Here is a 20702-nt window from a genome sequence, read left to right as displayed (position 1 = left end):
AGGCTGTTCGAGTTGCCGGCTATACGCGGTCGCCGGCTGTCGCTAAACATGAACGATCGTATCTATTCCTCCACTGTTCCTGCGTCGGTACATGAGCAACAGAACCGAAATTCTCGACCGGCCAGAGAGGATTCACGCCTATGCCGAGCTGTTCTGTACGCTTGCTGGCACCCAGGGCGACGACGACTGGCAGAAGCGTTTTCTCAGAGATGCGCCGGCTCGCTTGCTGGCGGTGAATGCGAGTGTCGTGAGGACTCTGGTAAGCGGGCAAACAGGCTTTCGGGATGCGCTCAATTTCCAGGCTTCATATTTTTTCGAGCCGCTTTTCGATGCGGTTCTCGCCGAGCAATTGCGGCGCGGCGATACGGTTTTCGAGCCCCCGCTCTCCGTGCTGGAGCGCCGGGACGATCCGGGGATCGCGCTTGCCGTAACCACTTCGGCGATGCGGATCGCCAGTGCGCCGGACTCTCGATGGCGGGCGGAATGGGGCTGGCGGGGCGGGCGGCGTCTCCGCCTCGGCTATGTCACTTCCGACCTCCGGATGCATCCCGTGGGGTTTTCCGTCCGCAGCATGCTGGTTCATCATGATCGCAGCCGGTTCGAGACCTTCGTATATGACCGGACGGAGGAGCCGGTCAGGCCGGTTCAGGGCCCTGTGCGCCTGGCCGCCGATCATTTCCGGGAGGTCGGGGGGCTAGCGCCGGCTGCGCTCGCGGAGAGGATCCGTGCCGACGGGATCGATATCCTGGTCGATCTGAGCGGCACGCCGCTGAGCCCCGAAAAGGATGTCTTCCGCCGCGCTCCGGCACCTGTCCGGGTCGCGATGATCGGATTTCCGGGGGCGACCGGCGCGGAGACCGTGGATTATACGGTCGCGGACCGGGTCGTCGTGCCCGAAGCGGAGCGCTCCGGTTTCTCCGAGCGCCTGATCCTGATGCCGGGAAGCTTCCTGCCGGTCGACGACCAGGCGGAGGACGACCCTGCCCCCGCCCGCGCGGAACTCGGGCTGCCGGAGGATGGTTTCGTCATGGCCGCCTTCAACCGGCTCAACAAGGTCGACATGGCGACGCTTCGGCTCTGGTTCGAGTGCCTGAGACGCATTCCCCGCGCGCTGCTATGGGTTGCGACGCAATCGGAGGAGGGGGCGGACAATCTCCGCCGCTTCGCCGCGCAGGCGGGATTGGCGCCGGAGCGGATCCGTTTCGCCGAGCCGACCGGTATCCGCGATCACCGGGCACGCGTTGCCGCTGCCGACATCGCGCTCGATCCGCTCGGCTACAATGGCGGCCATACGACGGCGCTGGCGCTCGCCCGCGGGGTTCCGGTCGTGACGTTGCCGGGGCGCTGCTTCGCGTGGCGCATGTCGGCAAGCATCCTGGCTGCGGCGGGTGTGCCGGAGGGGATCGCCGACAGTCCGGCGGATTATCTCGCCCGCGTTGAACGGTTCGCCGCCGACGCTCCCTTTCTCGCCGCCGTCCGCGCCCGGTTACGGCAGCCGGAGCCGGGCGGTTTCTTCTCGACGAAAGCCTATGTCGCCGCTCTAGAGGCGGCGTTCCTGGAGATCGCCGGGAACCGGTCCGCCGGCCTGCCCGACCGGGATATCGAAGTCAAAATTCCGGGTTGATCAGGCGCCGTCGTCGAGAAACTGGTTCGGCTTGTGGAACATGCTCAGCATCAGCGCGCCTTCCGGCGCCCGCGCGACATGCCGGCTGCCTGCCGGACGCCAGACATATTCGCCGGGCCCGACCGAGCCCTGTTCGTCCTCGAGCCGGCCTTCGAGCATGTAGGTCTGCTCGATATCGGTATGCTCGTGAAACGGCAGGACCGCGCCGGGCTGCCAGCGGAACAGGGCGGTCATCAGCCCGGTTTCCTTGTCCTCCATCAGCACCTTCATCTCGACCCCCTCGAAGCGGGTCGGGCTCCAGTCGAGCTTCTCCGGGTCGACGGGGCGTGAGTCGAGCGCCCCGAGTGCGGCATGTTCCGGATAGTTCGGCGTCTCTATAGCCATCTTGCGGTCCTCCCTCCGGGCCGTCGTGTCGCGGCCTCGGAGGGAAGCATAGCCCGATCGGGACGCTCCGTCAGACCCCGAGATTATCGATCAGGCGGCAGCTGCCGAGCCACGCCGCCGCGAAGATGCGGAGATTCTCGCCGGGAACGGAGGCCGGCTGAAAGCTGTCCTGATCGCGGATATCGATATAATCGACCTCCTGAAAGCCGGCCGAGAGCATCGCCTTCCGCGCTTGCTCCGCTGCTGCCGGGGGATTGGCGCCGTTGCGGAGGGTCGCCGCGGCAGCGGTCATCGCCGCATGAAGCGCCGGAGCGATCCGCCGTTCTTCCGCGCTCAGATAGGCGTTGCGGGAGGAGAGCGCCAAGCCATCCGCCTCGCGGACCGTCGGCGCGCCGAGAATTTCCATCGGCAGATCGAGATCGCGGGCCATGGTCCTGATGACGGCGAGCTGCTGGAAGTCCTTCTCGCCGAAGATTGCGATGTCCGGCATCGCCTGGATCAGGAGTTTTGAGACCACGGTGGCGACGCCGGTGAAGAAGCCCGGGCGGCTTGCGCCCTCCATGACCTCGGAGATGTCGTGTACGATGACTTCGGTCTTGTAGCCGGCGGAGTAGATCTCTTCCGGTGCGGGCGCGTAGACCGCACTGCATCCGGCGGTTTCGAACTTTGCGAAATCGCCCTCCTCGTCCCGCGGATAGGTCGCGAAATCCTCGTTCGGCCCGAACTGCCGCGGATTGACGAAAATCGTCCCGACGCATCGGTCCGCGCGTTCGAGGCCGAGCCGGACGAGCGAGAGATGGCCTTCGTGGATCGCCCCCATCGTCGGCGTCAGGGCGACGGTCTCGCCGGAATTCCTCCAACTGCTCACGCGTTTGCGCAGCTCGGCCTTGGTGCGGATGATGTCCATTTTCAGCCCTCTCGCGCCGGCTTTTCGGCGTAGGTGTTGCGTTCGGCCGGAAAGGCCCGGCTGCGTACGTCATCCGCCCAACGCTGCGCCGCTTCGCGGATCGTGCCCGCGAGATCGGCGTACCGTTCGGCGAATTTCGGAAGATGCCCGTCATAAAGTCCGAGCAGATCGTCGGTGACTAGGATCTGGCCGCTGCAGGCAGCGGATGCGCCGATCCCGATGGTCGGGATGGAGAGCGCTTCGGTTATTCGGCGGGCAACGGGCTCCACCGTGCCCTCGATGACGACGGCGAAGGCGCCGGCGCGTTCGACGGCGCGGCCGTCCTCCAGCACCTGCCGGGCGCCGTCCTCACCGCGTCCCTGGATCCTGAAACCGTCTTCGGCATGCTGCGGCAGCAGGCCGATTTGGCCGAGCACCGGGATGCCGTCCCCGACCAGGGCGGCGATCGAGGCCTCGACGGCGATGCCGCCCTCGAGCTTCACCGCGTCGGCCCCGGTCTCCGTCATAACGCGGCGCGCGCTTTCGAGCGCCTGCTCCGGTCCGTTCTCGTAGCTGCCTGCCGGCAAGTCGACGACGACACAGGCATGACGCGCCCGCCTTGTCACGGCGCGGCCATGGGCGATCATCATGTCGAGCGTGACCCCGACGGTGCCGTCCATGCCATAGATCACCATGCCGAGCGAGTCGCCGACCAGCAGTAAGTCGCAGAGCGGATCGAGATAGGCCGCGACGGGTGCTGTGTAGGCGGTGAGGCAAACCAGCGGGCGGTCGGGTGTGGCGGCACGGATATCCGCCGGGCCGATATGGCACGATAGCGATTCCGCCGTGCGTGAGTGATGGTTCATCTGTCTTCTCCATCCCGATACGGTCCGCGCAATTCGGCGGAGGATTCGGTTGGAGCGGTGGCTTAACGCAGCCGGTGCCGGAAGCCAACTGTTATGCTGCATTGCGGAAAACGATGCTGCATCGCGGAAAGACTGTTCCTGCGTTGGAAGCAGTGACAAACCGCCGAGAGCTCCCGGCGTGGTTCAGATTGCTCCGTTGTCCCGCAACCTCTGCAGTTCGGTTCCTTCGATTCCAAGATCTCTCAGGACGTATTCGGTATCCGCGCCCAGGACCGGAGGCGGCATTTGCGGCGACACGCTTTCTCCATTGGCCCTGAAGCTCAGCGACGGCACATGGATCGCGCTGTCATGGCCTTCCAGATCCATCTGGCAAAGCAAGCCGCGGGCCGCGATCTGCGGCTCTGTCAGAGTTTCGTCCAGTGAGCGGACCCTGGCCGCCGGAACGTCCGCATTCTCCAGGATGCTTTCCCAGTCATCGGCCGTGCGCGTACGAAATGTGCCGTTGAGTGCCTCGCGCAGGCTTTCGCCATTCCGCTTGCGCGCCTCCGGCGTGTGCCAGCGCGCGTCGGCCAGGATGTCTGCACGGCCGATCGCCCGGCAAAGCCTGCGGAACTGCGGTTCGTTGTTGGCAGCCAGCATCAGGAGGCCGGCCGCGGTCTCGAAGGCACCCGATGAGGGGCTCGCACTCCAGGCTTCGTTGCCGTTCTGAGCCGGCTTCCAGCCTGCGGACTTGTGCTGGGTCATTAGTGACGCCATCAGCATCAGCGCCGTATCGAGCATGGCGACGTCTATCTGCACGGCCGTCCCGGTGCGCTTTATCTCCAGAAGACCTGCCATGACCGCCATGGCGGCATTCATGCCTGTGGCGAAGTCGACATAGGGTGCGCCGACTTTCGTCGGGCCGTCGCCGGGTTTCCCCGTCGTCATCATGATGCCGCACATGCCCTGAATGACGTGATCGTACGCCGGACGGCGGCTGAGTGGTCCGTTCTGCCCGTAGGCGGAAATCGAGCAATAGACGATGTCGTGCCTGATCGACCGCACGGCGTCGAAACCGAGGCCGAGGCGCTCGGCGACACCGGGTTTGAAGTTTTCGACGAAGACATCGGCCGTCGCCACGAGCTTTCTCGCGAGGTCCAGACCTTCCGGTGATTTCAGATTGAGCGTGACCGATTTCTTCGCCGCGTTCTGGGGCAGGAATCCCAGCCCCATCTGCCGTTCCGCGAGTTCCGGCAGGAGACCGCCGAGCCGCGTCCAGTCACCCTCGCCGGGTTTCTCGATCTTGATGACCTCCGCCCCCATTAGGGCCATCTGGTAGGTGGCGTAGGGGCCGGCCAGGACCTGGCTCAGATCGACGACACGTATGCCATTCAGGGGCTGGAACATTCGCTCTTCCGGTATCTTCCGTGGGGATGACCGCGGGCGCCGGAGGGCGCCCGCGGCGGCGGCTCAAGAGGTTATTGAGGAACGATTCCGGCGCTCTCCATGATGCCCTTGTGCTTGGCGTAGGTCCGTTCCATCTCCGCGTACGCCTCGTCCACGCTCAGATACTTGATGGGGATGTTCGCGGTGTCGGTAAGCTTCTTGAAAGCGTCGTCTGTCGCGGCCGCCTGCAGCGCCCCGCTCAACCGTTCGAGAATGGGCCGAGGCGTCCCCTTGGGCAGGAAGATCGTCGTGCGGGAGTCCATTCCGAGCGGATAGCCTTCCTCCTCGATGGTCGGGACGTCGGGCGCCGAAGGATGGCGGAATGTCGTCAGCGCCGAAATTGTCTTCAGCTCGTCGGGATAGCGATAGTGAATGCCCCCGGAGAAGGCCATCGCGACCTGCTTGCCGAGTAGCACGTTGATCATCTCGCTGCCGCTCCGTACCGGAACGATATTGATGTCGAGGTCGTTCTTCTTCGCGATCTCGGTGATGTAGAGCCGCGCTTCGGGGCTGAGGGCGCCGTAGCTCGAGCCGGGGTTTTTCTTCGCCCAGGCGACGTATTCCGCGATCGTGTTGAACGGCTGATCCTTCTGGGTCGCCATGCCCACCTGATAAGCGGTGATCATGCCTGCGTACTCAAAGTCCGCCGGTTTGAAGTCGACCTGCTTCATGATGAAGGGCGCGGAATTCACCACCGAGTTGGAGTGGAACAGGACAGTGTAGCCGTCAGGCTTTGCCTTCTTCAGGTCTCGGGCCGCGACCGCGCCGCCGGCGCCGGGCTTGTTGACGACGTTGACGGGAACGCCGAGCCGCTCGGACATGGTCTTGGCCGCCGCGCGCGCGACCAAGTCGGTCTGGCCGCCCGCGCCGTAGCCCACCAGCATGGTGATCGGGCCGGTCGGGTATCCGTCGGCCGCGAGTGCGGTGTTGGTCAATCCTGCCGCGCCGATCATGGCACCGGCCATCAGGCCCAGCAGGTCTCGTTTGGTGATCGGTTTCATTGTTCGTCCTCCCTCTTGTTATGAACGTCGGATGCCCGAACCGCTCATTTGATGCGGCTGTTGCTGCCGCTGGTTCTGCTTGACCGTCCGGTCCACCAGAGAACGATGACCGTCAGGGCGATAAACGCGATCGCAATGGGGTGCTTGGCGAGGTTCGCCGCGTTGTGGTCGAGAAGCTGGAGCGACTGGCGGAAGCTCAGTTCGAGTTTCGGGCCGATGACGAAGCCGATCAGAAAAGTGACGAAGGAGAAATCCAGCTTTCGGGCGAAGAAGCCGACCAATGTGAAGAACAGCATGGCGTAGATCGAGAATACGCTGCTGGTTTCCATATAGGCGCCGACGCTGCAGAGCAGCAGGACGCCAGGAATGATCAGCCGGAGCGGCACCTTGATCACCTGCGCGAAGAGGCGCTGGCCGGTGTAGCCGACGATCAGCAGGATGACGCTGGCGCAGAGCATGGCGGCATAGACATCCGCGACGAGCCGCGGCTGCTGCTGGAACATCAGCGGGCCCGGCGTCAGTCCGTGGAGTATGAAGGCCGCGATCAGGATCGCTGCGATGACGCTTCCCGGAATGCCAAGGGCGAAGAGCGGGATCAGGCTTGACGGAACGACGGCATTGTCCGCGCTTTCCGCGGCGGCCACGCCCTCGATCATGCCGGTGCCGTATTTTTCCGGCGTCTTCGAAGCCTTCTGTGTCGCGCCGTAGGAGAGGAACGACCCGACGCTCGCGCCCAGCCCCGGAAGGATGCCGACGATGGAGCCGATCAGGGTGCCTCTCGCGATGACCGGCGCGCAGCGCCGCCATTCCGAGGCGAGAACGACGCGGTCGTTGCGCGAGGTGCTGTCGGCGATCTTGGCCGTTTCGCTATCGAGCGCCTTTAGGTTCCCGGCCTGGACGATCATCTCCGCGACCGCGAGCATGCCGATTGCCATCGGGACCAGCGCGATCCCGTCATCGAGTTCGAGCAGGCCGAATGTCAGACGGGGAACGAAGGTCTCCGTCTCGAGCCCGATGGTGGCAAAGAAGACGCCGAGCGCACCCGCGATCAATCCCTTGGTCAAGGATTGCCCCGACAGGCCGCCGATGAAGGTGAGCGAGAACAAGAGGATCGTGCAGAGTTCGACCGGGCCGATGAGCAGCGCGTAGCGGGCCAACGGCGCCGCCAGCACGATGAGGAGGAGCGTGGATACGAAGTCTCCGATCACCGAGGCGAACAGCCCCATCTTGAGCGCTTTCTGAGCTTTGCCCTGCCGTGCAAGGGGGTAGCCGTCCAGCGCGGTCGGCGCGGATGACGGCTCGCCCGGGGTATTCAGCAGGATCGCCGAGACGGCGCTTCCGGCGGCGCTGCCTTTGGCGATGCCGATGAGCATGCCGAGCGCCGCTGCCGGACTGAGGTAAAACGTGAGCGGGATCGAGACGGCGACACCGGTCGCTTTCCCGAGGCCGGGTAACGCGCCCAGAACGTAGCCAAGCGTCACGCCGAGGGCGATCCAGAACAAGGTCCCCGGGTTGAGCACATCCTGAAAGCCGACGAGAAGCGCGCTCATACGATGCCGGTGCCCAGCACCTTGTAGAAGAGGAACCAGATCGCCAGCAGAAGTGCGGTCGGCATGGCGACAATGACCAGGGGACGGCGTTCGCCGAGTGCCAGCAATGCGCCGACGATCAGGGCCGCGCCGGCCACCAGCGGCGATACCCAGAGATAAAGGGCGATGGCGGCGGCAAAGACGGCACCGAGTTTCAGCAGGGCAGCGAACTCGCCACGGGAAATCGGGACCGGAAGTTCATCGTCCGCGTTCTCCGGCTTCGCCTTCATGTTGTTGAAGGTCAGGAGCAGGGACAGGACGATGACGAGGATCATCATCATGCTCGGCACGAGACTCGGCGCCATCATGCCTTCCGGTCCGGGGCCGATCTGAGCGGGAATGACGACGACAAGCATCACGAGGCCGAACACGGCCAGTACGACGCCAGACAGGACGTTAGCGCGTCTCAAGATTCCTCCCTGCGCGGCACATTTCCCATCCTTGCAGGGCGGGCGGCCACGTCTCTTCTTCGATCGATTCTTAGCTTTGAATGGGTCAAAAGAAATAATCGGAATTTTCTTCCATATGATAAGTTTTCTTTATGACCTACTCCCCTCAACGGCTGGACGGCCTGCGCTTGCGTCATATCCGGCTGCTTAAACTCATTGACGAGCTTCAGTCTCTCAGAGCCATCGGAATGGTCCTGAGCCGGACGCAGCCGGCAGTCTCGCAGATGGTCAAGGATCTGGAATACGCCCTCGGGGCGACCCTGGTCGAGCGCTCGGCGCGCGGAGTATGGCTCAATGCGGCGGGTCAACTGGCACTCCAGCGCGCGCGTTCCGGGCTGGCATCCTTCGATCATCTCGCTGCCGAACTCCATGCCAGTCAATCGCCGGTTCTGCGGGTCGGCACAAACCCGGCGCTCCTGTTCCGCATGCTGCCGGCGACGATGCGCGTGCTCGGAAAGGAAAGTGCCGACATGCGGTTCAGGCTGCGAACCGGCATCGTCGGCGACATGCTGCAATCGCTCTGGGACGGTGATCTCGATTGCTATGCAGGACGGATCGACTGGGATCAGATCCCCCAGAGGATGATCCCCGTGCTGAGACACGAACCTCTATTCCGGACCGACCTCGTCATCGCCTGTTCGATCAGGCATCCGCTCGCGGGCCGGGAGAACATCGGCATTTCCGAACTGGCGGACTGGCCGTGGGTCCTGCCGCCGGTGCATTCGAACAATCGCATCGCCCTTGAGAGGGAGTTCAGAAATCACGGCCTCGCCGGTCCCGAGCCGATGATGGATATATCCGCCGATCTGGCCGCATTGATGATCCTCGCCCGGGAGATGGATGTCCTGACCTGCGTGCCCCGGTTTATGCTCGATACCCATATCGCCGCCGGCGAGCTGTGTGTGCCGAACGTGCCGTCGTTGCAGTTGCCGCCGATCCAGATCGGCTTTGTCACATTGTCCGAGCATGAGGAAATGGCCGCACTGCAGTCACTGCGGGATGCCTTGCGACAGGCCGCGGCAGAGCTTGACGAGGTTGATCGTTAGCTCGGCGACTTTCCGGTCTGCGCACGAACGCAGCGCGCCGGATGCGCTTAATTGTTTCTTCGATATGGGGGAGAAACGTTTATGGGGAAAGTGGTGCCCAGGGGCGGATTCGAACCACCGACACGCGGATTTTCAATCCGCTGCTCTACCAACTGAGCTACCTGGGCACACTTTCGGTATGACCGCGACAGGCGCTGCCATATCGATGAGAGGCAGCTGTATAGAAGATATCACCGGGGCTGTCCAGCGCCCAATCCGAGCTTTTTTTGCGGGCCGCTTGATGACCTCGGGCATCGGCGCTATCCAAGAGCGGGCTTGCCGGAGAGGGACCCGAAAGATGCAATTGTCCGAGGCCTTGTCGCTCGCGATCCAACACCAGAATGCCGGCCGCACCGCGGCGGCGGCGGAGATCTACGACCGGATTCTCGAAGTGGTGCCGGGAAACCCGCCGGCAGCGACGCTGCGGGCCCGGATATATCTGAAGGAAGGCCGACTTGACGAAGCAGACCGCCTGACCGCGGCCGCCACCCGGGCAGCGCCGGATTTCATGCAGGCCTGGAACGCGCGGGGCGACGTGCTGGATGCGCGGAACGAGCCGGAGGCGGCGAGCACGGCCTGGCGCAGGTCGCTCCTCGCGGGACCGGAGAATACCGGGCCGTTCGTCGGACTGGGGAACCGGTTCCAGCTCGACAAGGATTACGGTGCCGCCGGGACCGCCTACCGTCGGGCGCTTGCCGGGCAGCCGGGAAACATCCCGGCTGCCAACAACCTGGCGCAGGCGCTGCTGATCGAGGGCGATGTCGAGGGCGCGCTCGCCGCGACGGACCGCGTGCTCGCCCGCCATCCCAACCATGTCCGTGCGACGGCCTACCGCTCGGTCGCGCTGGAGGAACTCGGCCGCTATGAAGAGGTCGACCGGCTGATCGCACACGGCACCGCGACCCGTCCGATCCGCTTCGAGGTGCCGGACGGGTACCGGGACCATGCGGAGTTCAACGCCGCGCTCTCGGACGAGATCCGCAATCACCCGAACATCTCGGGCGACCTCGACCCCTTGCGCCGGGCGATTCGGGGTGGCGCTTTCGTGCCGCAACTGTTCGACCACAAGGGACCCGCGACAGCCGCGTTCGAACGCATGCTGAGTGCCGGGCTGGACAAATACATCGCCGGCCTCGCGAAGGACCCGTCGCATCCCTTCTTCGCCCGTATCCCGAAAGGCTATGCGGTGAATATCTGGGCCAACATCCTCGGCGACGAAGGGCATCAGAGCGCGCATATCCACAATGCCGGCTGGCTGAGCGGCACCTACTATGCCGCCGTGCCGGAGACGGTCCGGCCGGACGATCCGGAACGTGCGGGCTGGCTCGAATTCAACCGGCCGGGCTACGGCATTCCCTATCGCGGCACCCGCAAGCTGGAGGCGATCTGTCCCGAGCTCGGCATGGCGGTGGTCTTCCCCTCCTATGTCTGGCACAGCACGATCCCGTTCCGCGGCGGCGGCGAGCGGATCAGCATCGCCTTCGACCTGCATATCGACGGCTGACCGGTGACGATGCCCGATCCCATGGCGCGGCTCCGCGAGGCCGCGCAGCTGATGCGTCAGGGCCGGGCGGGAGAGGCGGCGACGATCTTCGCCGAGGCCGTGAAAACCAATCCGCGCCAGCCGGAACTGCAGAACAATCTCGGTGTCGCTCTGAAGGCGGCGGGAAAGCCGAAGGAGGCGGTGCAGGCCTATCGTCGGGCGCTGAAGCTCGCGCCGGGCTACGCCGTCGCCGAGGCCAATCTCGCGCGCGCCCTGCTTCAGCTCGGGGAGGGCGCGGCGGCGGTTCTTCATCTCGAGAGCGCGCACCGCAAGGCGCCGGAAGCGGGCTACCTCGGCGAGATGCTCGATGCGCTCGCGGGGCTCAGGTTCGAGAAACCCGACCCGGCGCTTCGGGCACTTATGCTCGCCCTTTTCGAACGGCGCGATATCGATCTCCAGCGTCTCGCCCCGGCGGCGATGTCGCTCGTGTTCGCCAATCGCGCTCTGGCGAAAGGCGCCGGCGAGGCGTGGCGCTGGTACCGGGAGGGCGGGGAGGCGCCACCGCCGCTGCCGGAGGACGCGTTGCTCTCGGCGCTGCTCTCATGGACCACCTTGCCCGATCCGCGCATGGAAGCCTGGATGGTGGCGGAACGCCGGCGGCTCCTGCTCGGAGGAGCGCTGAAACCTTCCGCCGCCCTGCCGCTCGTGCTGCAGGCGATGACTTCGGAATATGCGTGGATCGAGACGGCCGAGGAAACGGAAGCCGTCGAGCGGCTTCTGTCGCTGGCGGCCCTGACGCCGGAGCAGGCGATGCAGGTTGCTCTCTACCGCGACATTGCCGGCGTTCCGGCCGCATGCGCCGCGCTCGAAGGTACCAAAGTCCCTTTGATCCTCGACCGCGTGGTATGCGAACCGGAGGCGGAGCGGGCACTCGGAGCCGCGCTTCCATCGCTGACGCTGATCGCCGACGCGACCTCGGAGAAGGTGCGGGAGCAGTACGAGATCCATCCTTATCCGCGCTGGCGCAGCGTCGACGGGCAGATCCGGCGCAAGCCGCTCGACGCGCATCTGCGCGAGAGATTTCCGGCCATGCGCTTCGAGGGCATCGACCTGAAGGCGCCGAAGCTTCTGGTAGCGGGCTGCGGCACCGGGCGGCACGCGATCCAGACCGCGGCACGCTACGAGGGCGTCGAGGTCACCGCCGTCGATCTCAGCCGTCGCTCGCTCGGCTACGCGGCCCGCATGGCGCGGGAGCTCGGACGGACGAACCTCTCCTTCGCGCAGGCGGACATTCTCGGGCTCGGGGCGCTGGAGGAGCGGTTCGACGTGATCGAATGCTCTGGCGTGCTGCATCACATGGCGGATCCGATGGCGGGCTGGCGCGCGCTCAGGGGACTGCTAAAGCCGGGCGGATTGATGCGAGTAGCGCTCTACAGCGAGATCGCGCGGGAGCGGTTCGCGAAGCTCCGGGCGGAGATCAAGGCGACCGGGGAGGGGGAGATAGCCTCCGAGATCCGCGTCCGGCGGCGGGACGCGCTGCTGCTGGCGGAGGACGATCCGGCGGCGATCGTCTGGCAGACCGGCGATTTCTATTCCCTCAGCGGCTGCCGCGACCTGCTGTTCCACCGACGAGAGGTGCGCTTCACCTGGCCGGAGATCGGCGCGGCGGTGGCGGAGCTGGATCTGAAACTCGTCGGGGTGGAAACGGCGTCACAGGCGCTGCGGGAAGCCTATCTCAAGCGATTCCCGAATGATCCCTCGGCGACAGACCCGGCCAACTGGGACGCTTTCGAGCGGGCCTTTCCGGAGAGTTTCCTCGCCATGTACCAGTTCTGGTGTCAGGCGGCCTAGCGCTCCTGGCGTTCTTCCAGCGCCTTCGCCAGATCGAGCAGTTCCGCCTCGTCGGGCACTTCGTTGGTCTGCAGCCGGTATTCGCCGCCGAGCCAGCGGCCGAGATCGATGGTCTTGCAGCGCTCGGAACAAAAGGGCCGGAAGGCCGTGTCGACCGGCTTGCCGCAGATCGCGCAGCCGGGCTTGCGCTTGCGTTTTTTCTTGTCGAATTCGCTGATTTCGCCCATCGCCCTCTCCGGTCCTAACGTCGCGCCGGACCGATCTCGATCCGCTCCAACGCATAGTCCGTTTGCGGGGTCACCCGCAAGGCGCCGCCGAGGCGTTCTTTCGTCTCCTCCAGCGCCGTCGCTCCGGGGCCCGCCAGCCAGTCGGCGATATCGGGAGCGCAGATCATTTCCGGATGCGCGATCCCGCCGGTCTCGGTGAGCAGCCGGCGCAGCGCCGCGAGCGCGATTGTCGCGGCGCGCGGATGTTGTTCGACAGGACGGAGATAGTCTTCCGCGAGGCTGCGGCCCGCGCGCTGCACGGTGATCTCGAGCACCCCGCTCCGCGTCCAGCCGAGTACCTGGGGCGGCTGCTCGTTGTCGCCGCCGCCGAGCGGCCAGCCCGCGAGGGCGGTCTGCATCGCGTCCGCGACGCGCTCCCTGTCGGACTTCTGGGAGAGGCGCGGGAAATCCACCAGGACAAGACCTGAGAGCCGGCGGAGGCGGATTTCCGACGCGATGGCGGGTGCCATCTCCTCGAAAAGCTGTGCCCAGCCGTTCGGTGCACGTGCCGCCGCCGCGACATCCACGTCGATGGCGACCAGTGCCTCGGTCTCGTCGAAGGTGAGCGCCGTGCCGTTCGGAAGCTGCAGGCGCCGTGCGAGGGCCCGGTCGATCTGCCCGTCCACGTCGTCGTCGGCGAAACCGCTCCCGTTGCGGCTTTCCTCGACTGCCGCATACGGAAAGAGCGAACGCGCCGCCGCTTCCGCATCCGGGGCAGGACGGACCGTCTTCGGTCCGTCTCCGGCCGCGATCGCATCCTCGACAGCCTTCCACTCCTTCAGGAGAGCTGCCAGGTCGGAGAGCAGCTGGATCTTTTCCGCATCCGTCGCGGTTTCATGCACCAGCAAACCGATGTTTTCGGGCCGTCCCGGTTCCAGAAGGTCCTTCAGAGTGTCCCGCTTGCCCTTGGCCTTGATCGCACCGGCGATCGAGAGGTCGGTCTCCGTCGGCCGGAGGCTCACGTAGCGGCCGCGGAGAACGACCTGCCGGGACGCCTGCGCCTGTTTGCGGCCGGCGGCGTCGGCCGTCACCGTCACCGCGATCAGTGCGCCTTCGGCAGGGGCCTTGCGTTTGCCGAGATTGAGGAAAGCCTCGCCATGTCCGATATCGAGAAAGGCGGCGTTCAGTTCCGGCCTGACGGCGGTCACGCGTGCCAGAACGATCTCGCCGGCACGGCGCGGCGGGGTGCCGGCGCGCTCGAGCCAGAGATCGGTCAGCTGTCCGCCGGAGAGACCGGCAATCCGGGTCTCCCCCGGCGATTTGTCGATGATCAGGCGGTCCGGGTCACGCATCGTCCTCACCATAGCGGAAACCGCATCCGGCGAGGAGGGCGTGGGTCTCATAGAGATCGAGGCCGACGACGTTGGAGTGGGAGCCGGAAAGGAAACGGATGAAAATCGCCGCGAGGTCCTGGATGGCGTAACCGCCGGCCTTGCCGTCCCACTCGCCGGAGGAGATGTAGGTCTCGATCTCCTCGCGGGTCAGCCGCTTGAAGGTGACCACGGTCTCGGAAATCCGGGAGCGCGTGTAGCCTTCCGGACCGATCAGGCGGATCGCGCCGATCACCCGGTGGCGGCGTCCGGAAAGGTGTTTCAGGCAGGTTCGAGCCACATCTTCGCTCTCCGCCTTGGGCAGAATGCGGCGTCCGCTCGCGACGACGGTGTCGGCGGCCAGAACCCAGGCGTCCGGAAACTCCTGCGCGACCGCATGCGCTTTTTCCCAGGCGACGCGCTCGGCATAGGCGTCCGGCAGTTCGCCCTTCTTCGGCGTCTCGTCGATATCGGCTGGTCTCACATGGTCGGGTTTCAGCCCGATCCGGCCGAGCAGGTCGAGCCTGCGCGGCGAGGCCGAGGCCAAAACGAAATGCGCGCCGGAAGGGGCGCGCAATCGTAGGGGGCCAGACATGGCCGTCACCTCGGAAGAGTTACTTGAAGCGGAAGGTGATACGACCCTTGGTCAGATCGTAGGGGGTCATTTCCACGTTCACCCGGTCGCCCGCGAGGACGCGAATCCGGTTCTTGCGCATCTTGCCGCTGGTATGGGCGAGCACTTCGTGGTCATTGTCCAGCTTCACCCGGAACATGGCGTTCGGAAGCAGTTCCGACACGGTCCCGGAGAATTCGATAACATCTTCTTTGGCCATTCCTACTCCTTACAGGTCTGCGAAGATCGCGCAAATAAGTGCTCCGGGAGGTCTCCCGGGTCAAGGTCTTTTCTCCTCATGGCAGAACTGCAAAGCGTTCAGCCGGGCGTCCCGTTTTTCTTCATCAGGGCGGAAAATCTCTGTTTTATCCGCCGCATCAGCTCGTCCCGTACCTGCCTGTAGGCGTCCAGGCGGATCTCGCGCGAGCCTTCGATGATGGTGGCATCCAGCATCGGCCAGTACTCGATATCACAGGCCATGGTGCGGGTCATCTCGATGGCGCGGTGCTGCGCCTCCGGCGAGAGCGAGATGATGACGTCGAAGAAATCGTCCTCCATCTGCTCGAAGCTTTTCGGCGCGTGGCGTGAGATGTCGATGCCGATCTCGTTCAGCACCTCGACCGCGAAGGGGTCGAGATCGCCGTTGCGCACACCGCAGGAATCCACATAGGCCTTCATGCCGATCAGATGCTTCATGATCGCCTCCGCCATCGGCGAGCGCACCGCGTTCTGGGTACAGGCGAAGAGGATGGCGCTCGGCTCCCGGATAGGTTCGCCGAGCGGCGACTGGAGGTCTGGGGGCGTGACGCGATCCGTCATGATCCGCCTAGCCCCGGATATGCAGGACGCAGATGAGGGTAAAGAGGCGGCGGGCGGTGTCGAAATCGATATCCACCTTGCCGGCGAGGCGCTCCTTCAGAAGCGTCGAACCCTCATTGTGCAGCCCGCGCCGGCCCATATCGATGGCTTCGATCTGCGACGGGTTCAGATGCTTGATGGCGTCGTAATAGCTCTCGCAGATCTTGAAATAGTCCCGCACGACGCGGCGGAACGGCGTCATGGCGAGCCAGATCTGGTAATTGCCGCCGCGCTCCGGATCGGAAATGTCGAAGAGCAGGCGGTTCTCCTCGATGCGGAGCTTCAGCTCGTAGGGACCGCCCTCCTCGTCGCCCGCGGGAGCGAAGGAATTCTCTTCCAGCAGGTCGTAGATCGCGACCGCCCGTTCGTGTTCGACCTCGGGGCTGCGGCGGACGACGGTGCGCTCGTCGAGCTCGATCTTGGAGATACGCGCGTTGGCGCGGCCCTCCTCGTCGTCTTCCTCGATCGGGCCGTCGCCGAAATCGCGCACCATGCTCCTCTCCCGCCTATTCGGCGGCCGCTCCGAGGCGGATCGCGACCGAGCGGGCATGGGCGCCGAGCCCTTCCGCCTCCGCCAGCGTGACCGCGGCGGGGCCGATGGCGGCGAGGCTTGCCTCGTCGCATTTCACCCAGGTGGTGCGCTTCAGGAAATCCAGCACGCCAAGTCCGGAGGAGAAGCGTGCCGTACGGGCAGTCGGCAGCACGTGGTTCGGGCCGGCAACGTAGTCGCCGATCGCTTCCGGGGTGTGCCGCCCGAGGAAGATCGCGCCCGCATGGCGGATTTTGGCCGCCAGCGCGTCCGGATCGTCGACGGCGAGTTCCAGATGCTCGGGCGCCAGCCGGTCGACCAAGGCGGGGGCGTCCGCGAGATCGTCGACGATGATGACCGCGCCGTGATTGTTCCAGCTCGCGCCGGCGATGTTCGCCCGCGGCAGGGTGGCGAGATGATCGGCGACCGCCGCCTCGACCTTGCCCGCGAAGTCCGCGTCGTCGGTGATCAGGATCGCCTGAGCGACCTCGTCATGCTCGGCCTGCGAGAGCAGGTCGATGGCGATCCAGGAGGGATCGTTGTTGCCGTCGGCGACCACGAGGATTTCGGACGGGCCGGCGATGGAGTCGATGCCGACCTTTCCGAAGACCTGCCGCTTGGCGGCGGCGACATAGGCATTGCCCGGGCCGATGATCTTGTCGACCGGACGGATCGTCTCGGTACCGTAGGCGAGGGCGGCCACGGCCTGCGCACCGCCGACCCGGTAGATTTCGGTGATCCCCGCGATCTCTGCGGCGGCGAGGACCAGCGGGTTGATCTCGTTGCCCGGCGTCGGCACCACCATCACCCGGCGCTCCACCCCGGCGACCCGTGCCGGAATGGCGTTCATCAGTACCGAGCTCGGATAGGCGGCCTTGCCGCCGGGGACATAGAGCCCGACGGCGTCGACCGGCGAATGCCGAAGCCCGAGCCCGACGCCGTCCGCGTCGGTGAAGTCGATGGAGGAGGGGACCTGTGTGCGGTGGAAAGCCTCGATCCGCTCGGCGGCCGTTTCCAGCGCGGCGAGGGTCTCCGCCGAACACGCGGAGCGGGCGGCGGCGATCTCTTCCGCCGAGATCGCGATCCCGGTCTCGGTCAGATCGATATTGTCGAACTTCCGGCTGAGCTCGATCAGCGCCGCGTCGCCGCGGGCGATCACGTCGGCGATGATGGCGGCGACGGTGTCGCTGACATCGCTGTCGGTCTCGCGCTTCGAATTGACCAGCGCTTCGAACTCTTTCTCGAACCCGGGCGCCCCGGCTGTCAGCTTACGCGGCAAGAGCGGCCTCCCCGATCCGGTCGATAAGGTCCTTCACCGGGCCCGGACGGGTCTTCATGGCGGCGCGGTTGACGGCGAGGCGGGAGCTCACGGCGGCGATCTGTTCGACCTCGACGAGGCCGTTCGCCTTCAGCGTCGAGCCGGTCTCGACCAGATCGACGATGCGGCGGCAGAGCCCGAGGCCGGGCGCGAGCTCCAGCGCGCCGTTCAGCTTGATGCATTCCGCCTGTACCCCGCGCGCGGCGAAGTGCCGCCGGGTGACGTTCGGATATTTCGTCGCGATCCGGAGATGGCTCCAGTGCTGCGGGTTTTCCTTGGCGGCGAGTTCCGCCGGTTCGGCAACCGCGAGACGGCAGTGCCCGACATTGAGGTCAACCGGGGCGTAGATCTCCGGATGGTCGAACTCCATCAGCACGTCGCTGCCGGCGATCGCGAGATGGGCGGCGCCGAAGGCGAGGAAAGTCGCCGTGTCGAAACTGCGCACGCGGATGATCTCGAGATCCGCATCGTTGGTATGGAACTGCAGCCGCCGCGAGGACTCGTTGAAGAAGTCGTCTTCCGGCTCGATCCCGGCCCGTTCCAGTATGGGCGTGATCGCCTTCAGGATCCGGCCCTTCGGCAGGGCGAGGATCAATGGCTGGTTCGCGCTCACCGCGTTATCTCCTGTCTTTATCCGTCTGCCGCGACCGTGCCCGGCGGCAGTCCGTTCAGGCGTCCGAGGCCTCGTCCGCCGTTGCCGTTTCCGCATCCTCATCGGGATGGGACGGCGTGAAGACGGTCGGCCATGGCTCGCCGAGGTCCTCGATATGGCACAGGATGCGGTCGACTGCGAGTCGAATGGTCACGCCGTCGGCGAAGGCGATGTCGATCTGCCCGTCCGAAGGATGCACGGTCAGCAGGTTGAGGATCCGCTCCCGTTTGCCGCGGTCGAAGCCGTGGGTCTGCACCTTGGTCACGCCGTCGAAGCGGATACCGCAATGGACCCGCTCCGCATAAAGCGTGTCGCCGTCGGCGGGAACGGTGCCCGCTTCCGGTGCGGTCTCCCAGCGGAAGCGCTGCACCAGCATGACAAAACGGCCCGTGTCCGCCTCGTAGGTCATGCCGGAGACCGGCAGCAGGGCGTCCTGCAGGAAAGCCGCCACGATGGCGAGATCCTCGGCGTCCTCGGCCCTGACCCGGAACGGGCGGTCGCCCGCCTGCAGTAGGGATACGTCTCGCGAAACCATGGCCCCCGCCACTTAGACTGTCACTTCTTCATCGGCCTCGGCCGCGACGCGTTTGATGTCGGCACCGCAGGCGCGCAGCTTCTCGACCAGATTCTCATAGCCGCGGTCGAGATGATAGATCCGGTTCACTTCGGTGACGCCGTCCGCTGCGAGACCGGCGAGTACGAGACTGACCGACGCCCTGAGGTCGGTCGCCATGACCGGCGCGCCGATCAACCGATCCGTACCACGGATCAGTGCAGAAGCGTGATGGACATTGATGTTCGCACCCATGCGGCTGAGTTCCGGCACATGCATGAAGCGGTTTTCGAAAATCGTCTCGGTGACCATGGAGGCGCCGCGGGCGACGCACATCAGGGTCATGAACTGTGCCTGCAGGTCCGTCGGGAAACCGGGGAAGGGTTCGGTCATCACGTCGACGCCGCGCAGCTTGCTTCGATCCGCCGAAACCCGGATCGAACGGTCGCCTTCCTCGATCTTTACCCCAGCCTCGCGCAGGATCTCGAAGACGTTCTCCAGCAGGCCCGGGCGGGTGCCGGTCAGCTCGACATCGCCGCCGGTGATCGCCGCCGCCATGGCATAGGTGCCGGCTTCGATGCGGTCCGCGACCACCTTGTGCGTGGTGCCGTTCAGCTTTTCCTTGCCCTGGATATGGATGGTATCGGTGCCATGGCCCTCGATTTCCGCGCCCATGGCGATCAGGCATTCGGCGAGATCTGTGATCTCCGGCTCGCGCGCGGCATTGACCAGCACGGTCTCTCCGTCTGCGAGGCTGGCTGCCATCATCAGGTTCTCGGTCGCGCCGACGGAGACCAGCGGAAAGACCACGCGCCCGCCGTGCAGCCGTCCTGAAGGCACCTGTGCCTTCACGTAGCCGCCTTCGAGCGCGACCTCGGCGCCAAGTTCGGCGAGGCCCTTCAGATGCAGATCGACCGGCCGGTTGCCGATCGCGCAGCCGCCGGGCAGCGACACCGTCGCCTCGCCGCAGCGCGCGAGCAGCGGGCCGAGCACCAGCACGGAGGCGCGCATCTTGCGCACCAGATCGTAGGGCGCGGTCGTGCTTTCGATCGTCGCGGCGTGGAAATCGACGGTCTGACCGCCGCCGGCCTCGTTCTGGACGCTGCGCTTGACCCCATGCTGGTCGAGCAGGGCACCCATGGAACGGATATCGGCCAGCTTCGGAATGTTGGTCAGGGTGACCGGCTGGTCGGTCAGCAAGGTCGCCGCCATCAGCGGCAAGGCGGCGTTCTTCGCCCCGCTGATCGGAATCTGTCCCTTGAGCGGAGTGCCGCCGCGAATCACCAACTTGTCCATAAAGGTCCCCATTCATGAAAGAGCCCGCGCCTGAAAGCGCCGGACCCTGCTTATTTCTACCGCATCGCGATAAGGTCTCTCAACCCCGCGAACTGTCAGAATTTCCCGAGAATGCGGCAGGTTTTGGGCGCTGAGAGGCGGTTGTGCGCCGCCGGGGCGGTCACGAATCGCCGGGTGTGCTTTTCTTTCCGCTCTCGACAGGTGCCTCGGTGCGCTGGCGCGACTGCGCCTTGCGGCGGTGAAGATTGGCGCGCAAGGCCGCCGCCCGGCGCTCCGCGCGCAGGTCCGCGTCGCTCTTGGCACCGCGGGAATCCGTTTCTTTCGGGGATTTCGCCATGGCCGGAGAGTGCCCGGAAGCGGGGTTCATTTCCAGTCAAGAAACGGGCTTGCACCCGGGGGGAGCCTATGGCATGTTCCGCGCGCTTCGCGAGGGGCCTCCCTCGCCGCCCGGCTTTATTGCCGAAAAACGCTGCCGTAGCTCAGGGGTAGAGCACTCCCTTGGTAAGGGAGAGGTCGAGTGTTCAAATCACTCCGGCAGCACCATCATTTCAATGACTTAGCCGAAGAAATTCCGCCTCGCATGGCGAAAAAATGCGAGAACAAGCGGCGAACGTCGGCGTCAATCCGTGGAAAATCCGTGAACCTTTCCCGCGCCGTTGCCGGT

Annotated in this window: 22 protein-coding genes and 2 tRNA genes; 5 read left to right on the top strand and 19 right to left on the bottom strand. The window is 65.3% G+C overall.

Going from position 1 to position 20702, the window contains the following annotated elements; translation table 11 throughout:
• The first annotated feature begins 91 nt into the window (after window positions 1-91).
• Window positions 92-1624 carry an O-linked N-acetylglucosamine transferase, SPINDLY family protein gene (locus tag IG122_RS10770; RefSeq protein WP_193183347.1) on the top strand — a complete coding sequence of 511 codons (1533 nt, stop codon included), beginning with the start codon at window positions 92-94 and terminating at the stop codon, window positions 1622-1624.
• Here IG122_RS10770 and IG122_RS10765 read toward each other — a convergent pair whose 3' ends face one another.
• The 7 genes from IG122_RS10765 to IG122_RS10735 form a co-directional block, all read right to left on the bottom strand.
• Entirely contained in the window at window positions 1625-2008 is a 384-nt protein-coding gene (locus tag IG122_RS10765; RefSeq protein ID WP_193183345.1) for a cupin domain-containing protein, read from the bottom strand.
• A gap of 70 nt (window positions 2009-2078) precedes the next feature.
• Window positions 2079-2915 carry a pantoate--beta-alanine ligase gene (gene panC, locus IG122_RS10760; RefSeq protein WP_193183343.1) on the bottom strand — a complete coding sequence of 279 codons (837 nt, stop codon included), beginning with the start codon at window positions 2913-2915 and terminating at the stop codon, window positions 2079-2081.
• A gap of 2 nt (window positions 2916-2917) precedes the next feature.
• Complete coding sequence (gene panB / locus IG122_RS10755) at window positions 2918-3760, bottom strand: 3-methyl-2-oxobutanoate hydroxymethyltransferase (RefSeq protein ID WP_193183341.1); 843 nt, start codon at window positions 3758-3760, stop codon at window positions 2918-2920.
• A 183-nt stretch (window positions 3761-3943) separates the two neighbouring features.
• Complete coding sequence (locus tag IG122_RS10750; protein ID WP_193183339.1) at window positions 3944-5146, bottom strand: CaiB/BaiF CoA transferase family protein; 1203 nt, start codon at window positions 5144-5146, stop codon at window positions 3944-3946.
• 71 nt (window positions 5147-5217) lie between these two features.
• A complete protein-coding gene (locus IG122_RS10745; RefSeq protein WP_193183337.1) occupies window positions 5218-6186 on the bottom strand; it encodes a Bug family tripartite tricarboxylate transporter substrate binding protein in 969 nt (322 codons plus the stop codon).
• A 44-nt stretch (window positions 6187-6230) separates the two neighbouring features.
• Window positions 6231-7736: a tripartite tricarboxylate transporter permease gene (locus IG122_RS10740; protein ID WP_193183335.1), complete on the bottom strand. Its 1506-nt coding sequence runs from the start codon at window positions 7734-7736 to the stop codon at window positions 6231-6233.
• Entirely contained in the window at window positions 7733-8185 is a 453-nt protein-coding gene (locus IG122_RS10735; RefSeq protein WP_193183333.1) for a tripartite tricarboxylate transporter TctB family protein, read from the bottom strand. Before IG122_RS10735 ends, IG122_RS10740 begins: the two co-directional genes overlap by 4 nt.
• A 131-nt stretch (window positions 8186-8316) precedes the next feature.
• Here IG122_RS10735 and IG122_RS10730 point away from each other — a divergent pair, with 131 nt between their 5' ends.
• Window positions 8317-9270, top strand: coding sequence for a LysR substrate-binding domain-containing protein (locus tag IG122_RS10730; protein WP_193183331.1), 954 nt, complete (start codon window positions 8317-8319; stop codon window positions 9268-9270).
• A 91-nt stretch (window positions 9271-9361) separates the two neighbouring features.
• Here the strand turns inward: IG122_RS10730 and IG122_RS10725 are convergent.
• A tRNA-Phe gene (locus IG122_RS10725) sits at window positions 9362-9437 on the bottom strand.
• Between the two features lie 170 nt (window positions 9438-9607).
• On the opposite strand from IG122_RS10725, the gene IG122_RS10720 reads away from it, so the two are divergent.
• Window positions 9608-10813: a 2OG-Fe(II) oxygenase family protein gene (locus IG122_RS10720; RefSeq protein ID WP_193183328.1), complete on the top strand. Its 1206-nt coding sequence runs from the start codon at window positions 9608-9610 to the stop codon at window positions 10811-10813.
• A 9-nt stretch (window positions 10814-10822) separates the two neighbouring features.
• Window positions 10823-12643, top strand: a complete 1821-nt coding sequence (locus tag IG122_RS10715; protein ID WP_193183326.1) for a class I SAM-dependent methyltransferase — start codon at window positions 10823-10825, stop codon at window positions 12641-12643.
• Here IG122_RS10715 and IG122_RS10710 read toward each other — a convergent pair.
• The 11 genes from IG122_RS10710 to IG122_RS10660 all read right to left on the bottom strand — a co-directional run bounded on the left by IG122_RS10710 (window position 12640) and on the right by IG122_RS10660 (window position 20375).
• Window positions 12640-12870: a DNA gyrase inhibitor YacG gene (locus IG122_RS10710; RefSeq protein ID WP_193183325.1), complete on the bottom strand. Its 231-nt coding sequence runs from the start codon at window positions 12868-12870 to the stop codon at window positions 12640-12642. The two genes, IG122_RS10715 and IG122_RS10710, sit on opposite strands and share 4 nt — an antisense overlap.
• Before the next feature lie 14 nt (window positions 12871-12884).
• On the bottom strand, window positions 12885-14201 hold the full coding sequence (locus IG122_RS10705) for a ribonuclease E/G (protein WP_193183324.1): 1317 nt from the start codon (window positions 14199-14201) through the stop codon (window positions 12885-12887).
• Window positions 14194-14814, bottom strand: coding sequence for a Maf family protein (locus IG122_RS10700; protein WP_193183323.1), 621 nt, complete (start codon window positions 14812-14814; stop codon window positions 14194-14196). Before IG122_RS10700 ends, IG122_RS10705 begins: the two co-directional genes overlap by 8 nt.
• A gap of 19 nt (window positions 14815-14833) precedes the next feature.
• Window positions 14834-15052 (bottom strand): translation initiation factor IF-1, encoded by a 219-nt coding sequence (gene infA / locus IG122_RS10695; protein WP_193183322.1) that lies wholly within the window; start codon window positions 15050-15052, stop codon window positions 14834-14836.
• A 98-nt stretch (window positions 15053-15150) separates the two neighbouring features.
• Window positions 15151-15651 carry an arsenate-mycothiol transferase ArsC gene (locus IG122_RS10690; RefSeq protein ID WP_193183321.1) on the bottom strand — a complete coding sequence of 167 codons (501 nt, stop codon included), beginning with the start codon at window positions 15649-15651 and terminating at the stop codon, window positions 15151-15153.
• A gap of 7 nt (window positions 15652-15658) precedes the next feature.
• Complete coding sequence (locus IG122_RS10685) at window positions 15659-16183, bottom strand: UPF0262 family protein (RefSeq protein WP_193183320.1); 525 nt, start codon at window positions 16181-16183, stop codon at window positions 15659-15661.
• Window positions 16184-16196: 13 nt separating this feature from the next.
• Window positions 16197-17498, bottom strand: a complete 1302-nt coding sequence (hisD, locus tag IG122_RS10680; RefSeq protein WP_193183319.1) for a histidinol dehydrogenase — start codon at window positions 17496-17498, stop codon at window positions 16197-16199.
• Window positions 17488-18150 carry an ATP phosphoribosyltransferase gene (gene hisG / locus IG122_RS10675; RefSeq protein WP_319024860.1) on the bottom strand — a complete coding sequence of 221 codons (663 nt, stop codon included), beginning with the start codon at window positions 18148-18150 and terminating at the stop codon, window positions 17488-17490. Before hisG ends, hisD begins: the two co-directional genes overlap by 11 nt.
• A gap of 55 nt (window positions 18151-18205) precedes the next feature.
• Complete coding sequence (locus tag IG122_RS10670; protein ID WP_193183317.1) at window positions 18206-18724, bottom strand: DUF2948 family protein; 519 nt, start codon at window positions 18722-18724, stop codon at window positions 18206-18208.
• Between the two features lie 12 nt (window positions 18725-18736).
• Entirely contained in the window at window positions 18737-20038 is a 1302-nt protein-coding gene (murA, locus tag IG122_RS10665) for a UDP-N-acetylglucosamine 1-carboxyvinyltransferase (RefSeq protein WP_193183315.1), read from the bottom strand.
• A gap of 160 nt (window positions 20039-20198) precedes the next feature.
• A complete protein-coding gene (locus tag IG122_RS10660; protein ID WP_193183306.1) occupies window positions 20199-20375 on the bottom strand; it encodes a hypothetical protein in 177 nt (58 codons plus the stop codon).
• Window positions 20376-20506: 131 nt separating this feature from the next.
• Here IG122_RS10660 and IG122_RS10655 point away from each other — a divergent pair.
• A tRNA-Thr gene (locus tag IG122_RS10655) sits at window positions 20507-20581 on the top strand.
• Window positions 20582-20702: the final 121 nt, after the last annotated feature.

The organism is Nisaea sediminum (assembly GCF_014904705.1).
Classification (GTDB): Bacteria; Pseudomonadota; Alphaproteobacteria; order Thalassobaculales; family Thalassobaculaceae; genus Nisaea; species Nisaea sediminum.
The sequence above is the reverse complement of the archived record's forward strand: the minus strand, read 5'-3'. Positions and strand labels throughout refer to the sequence as shown.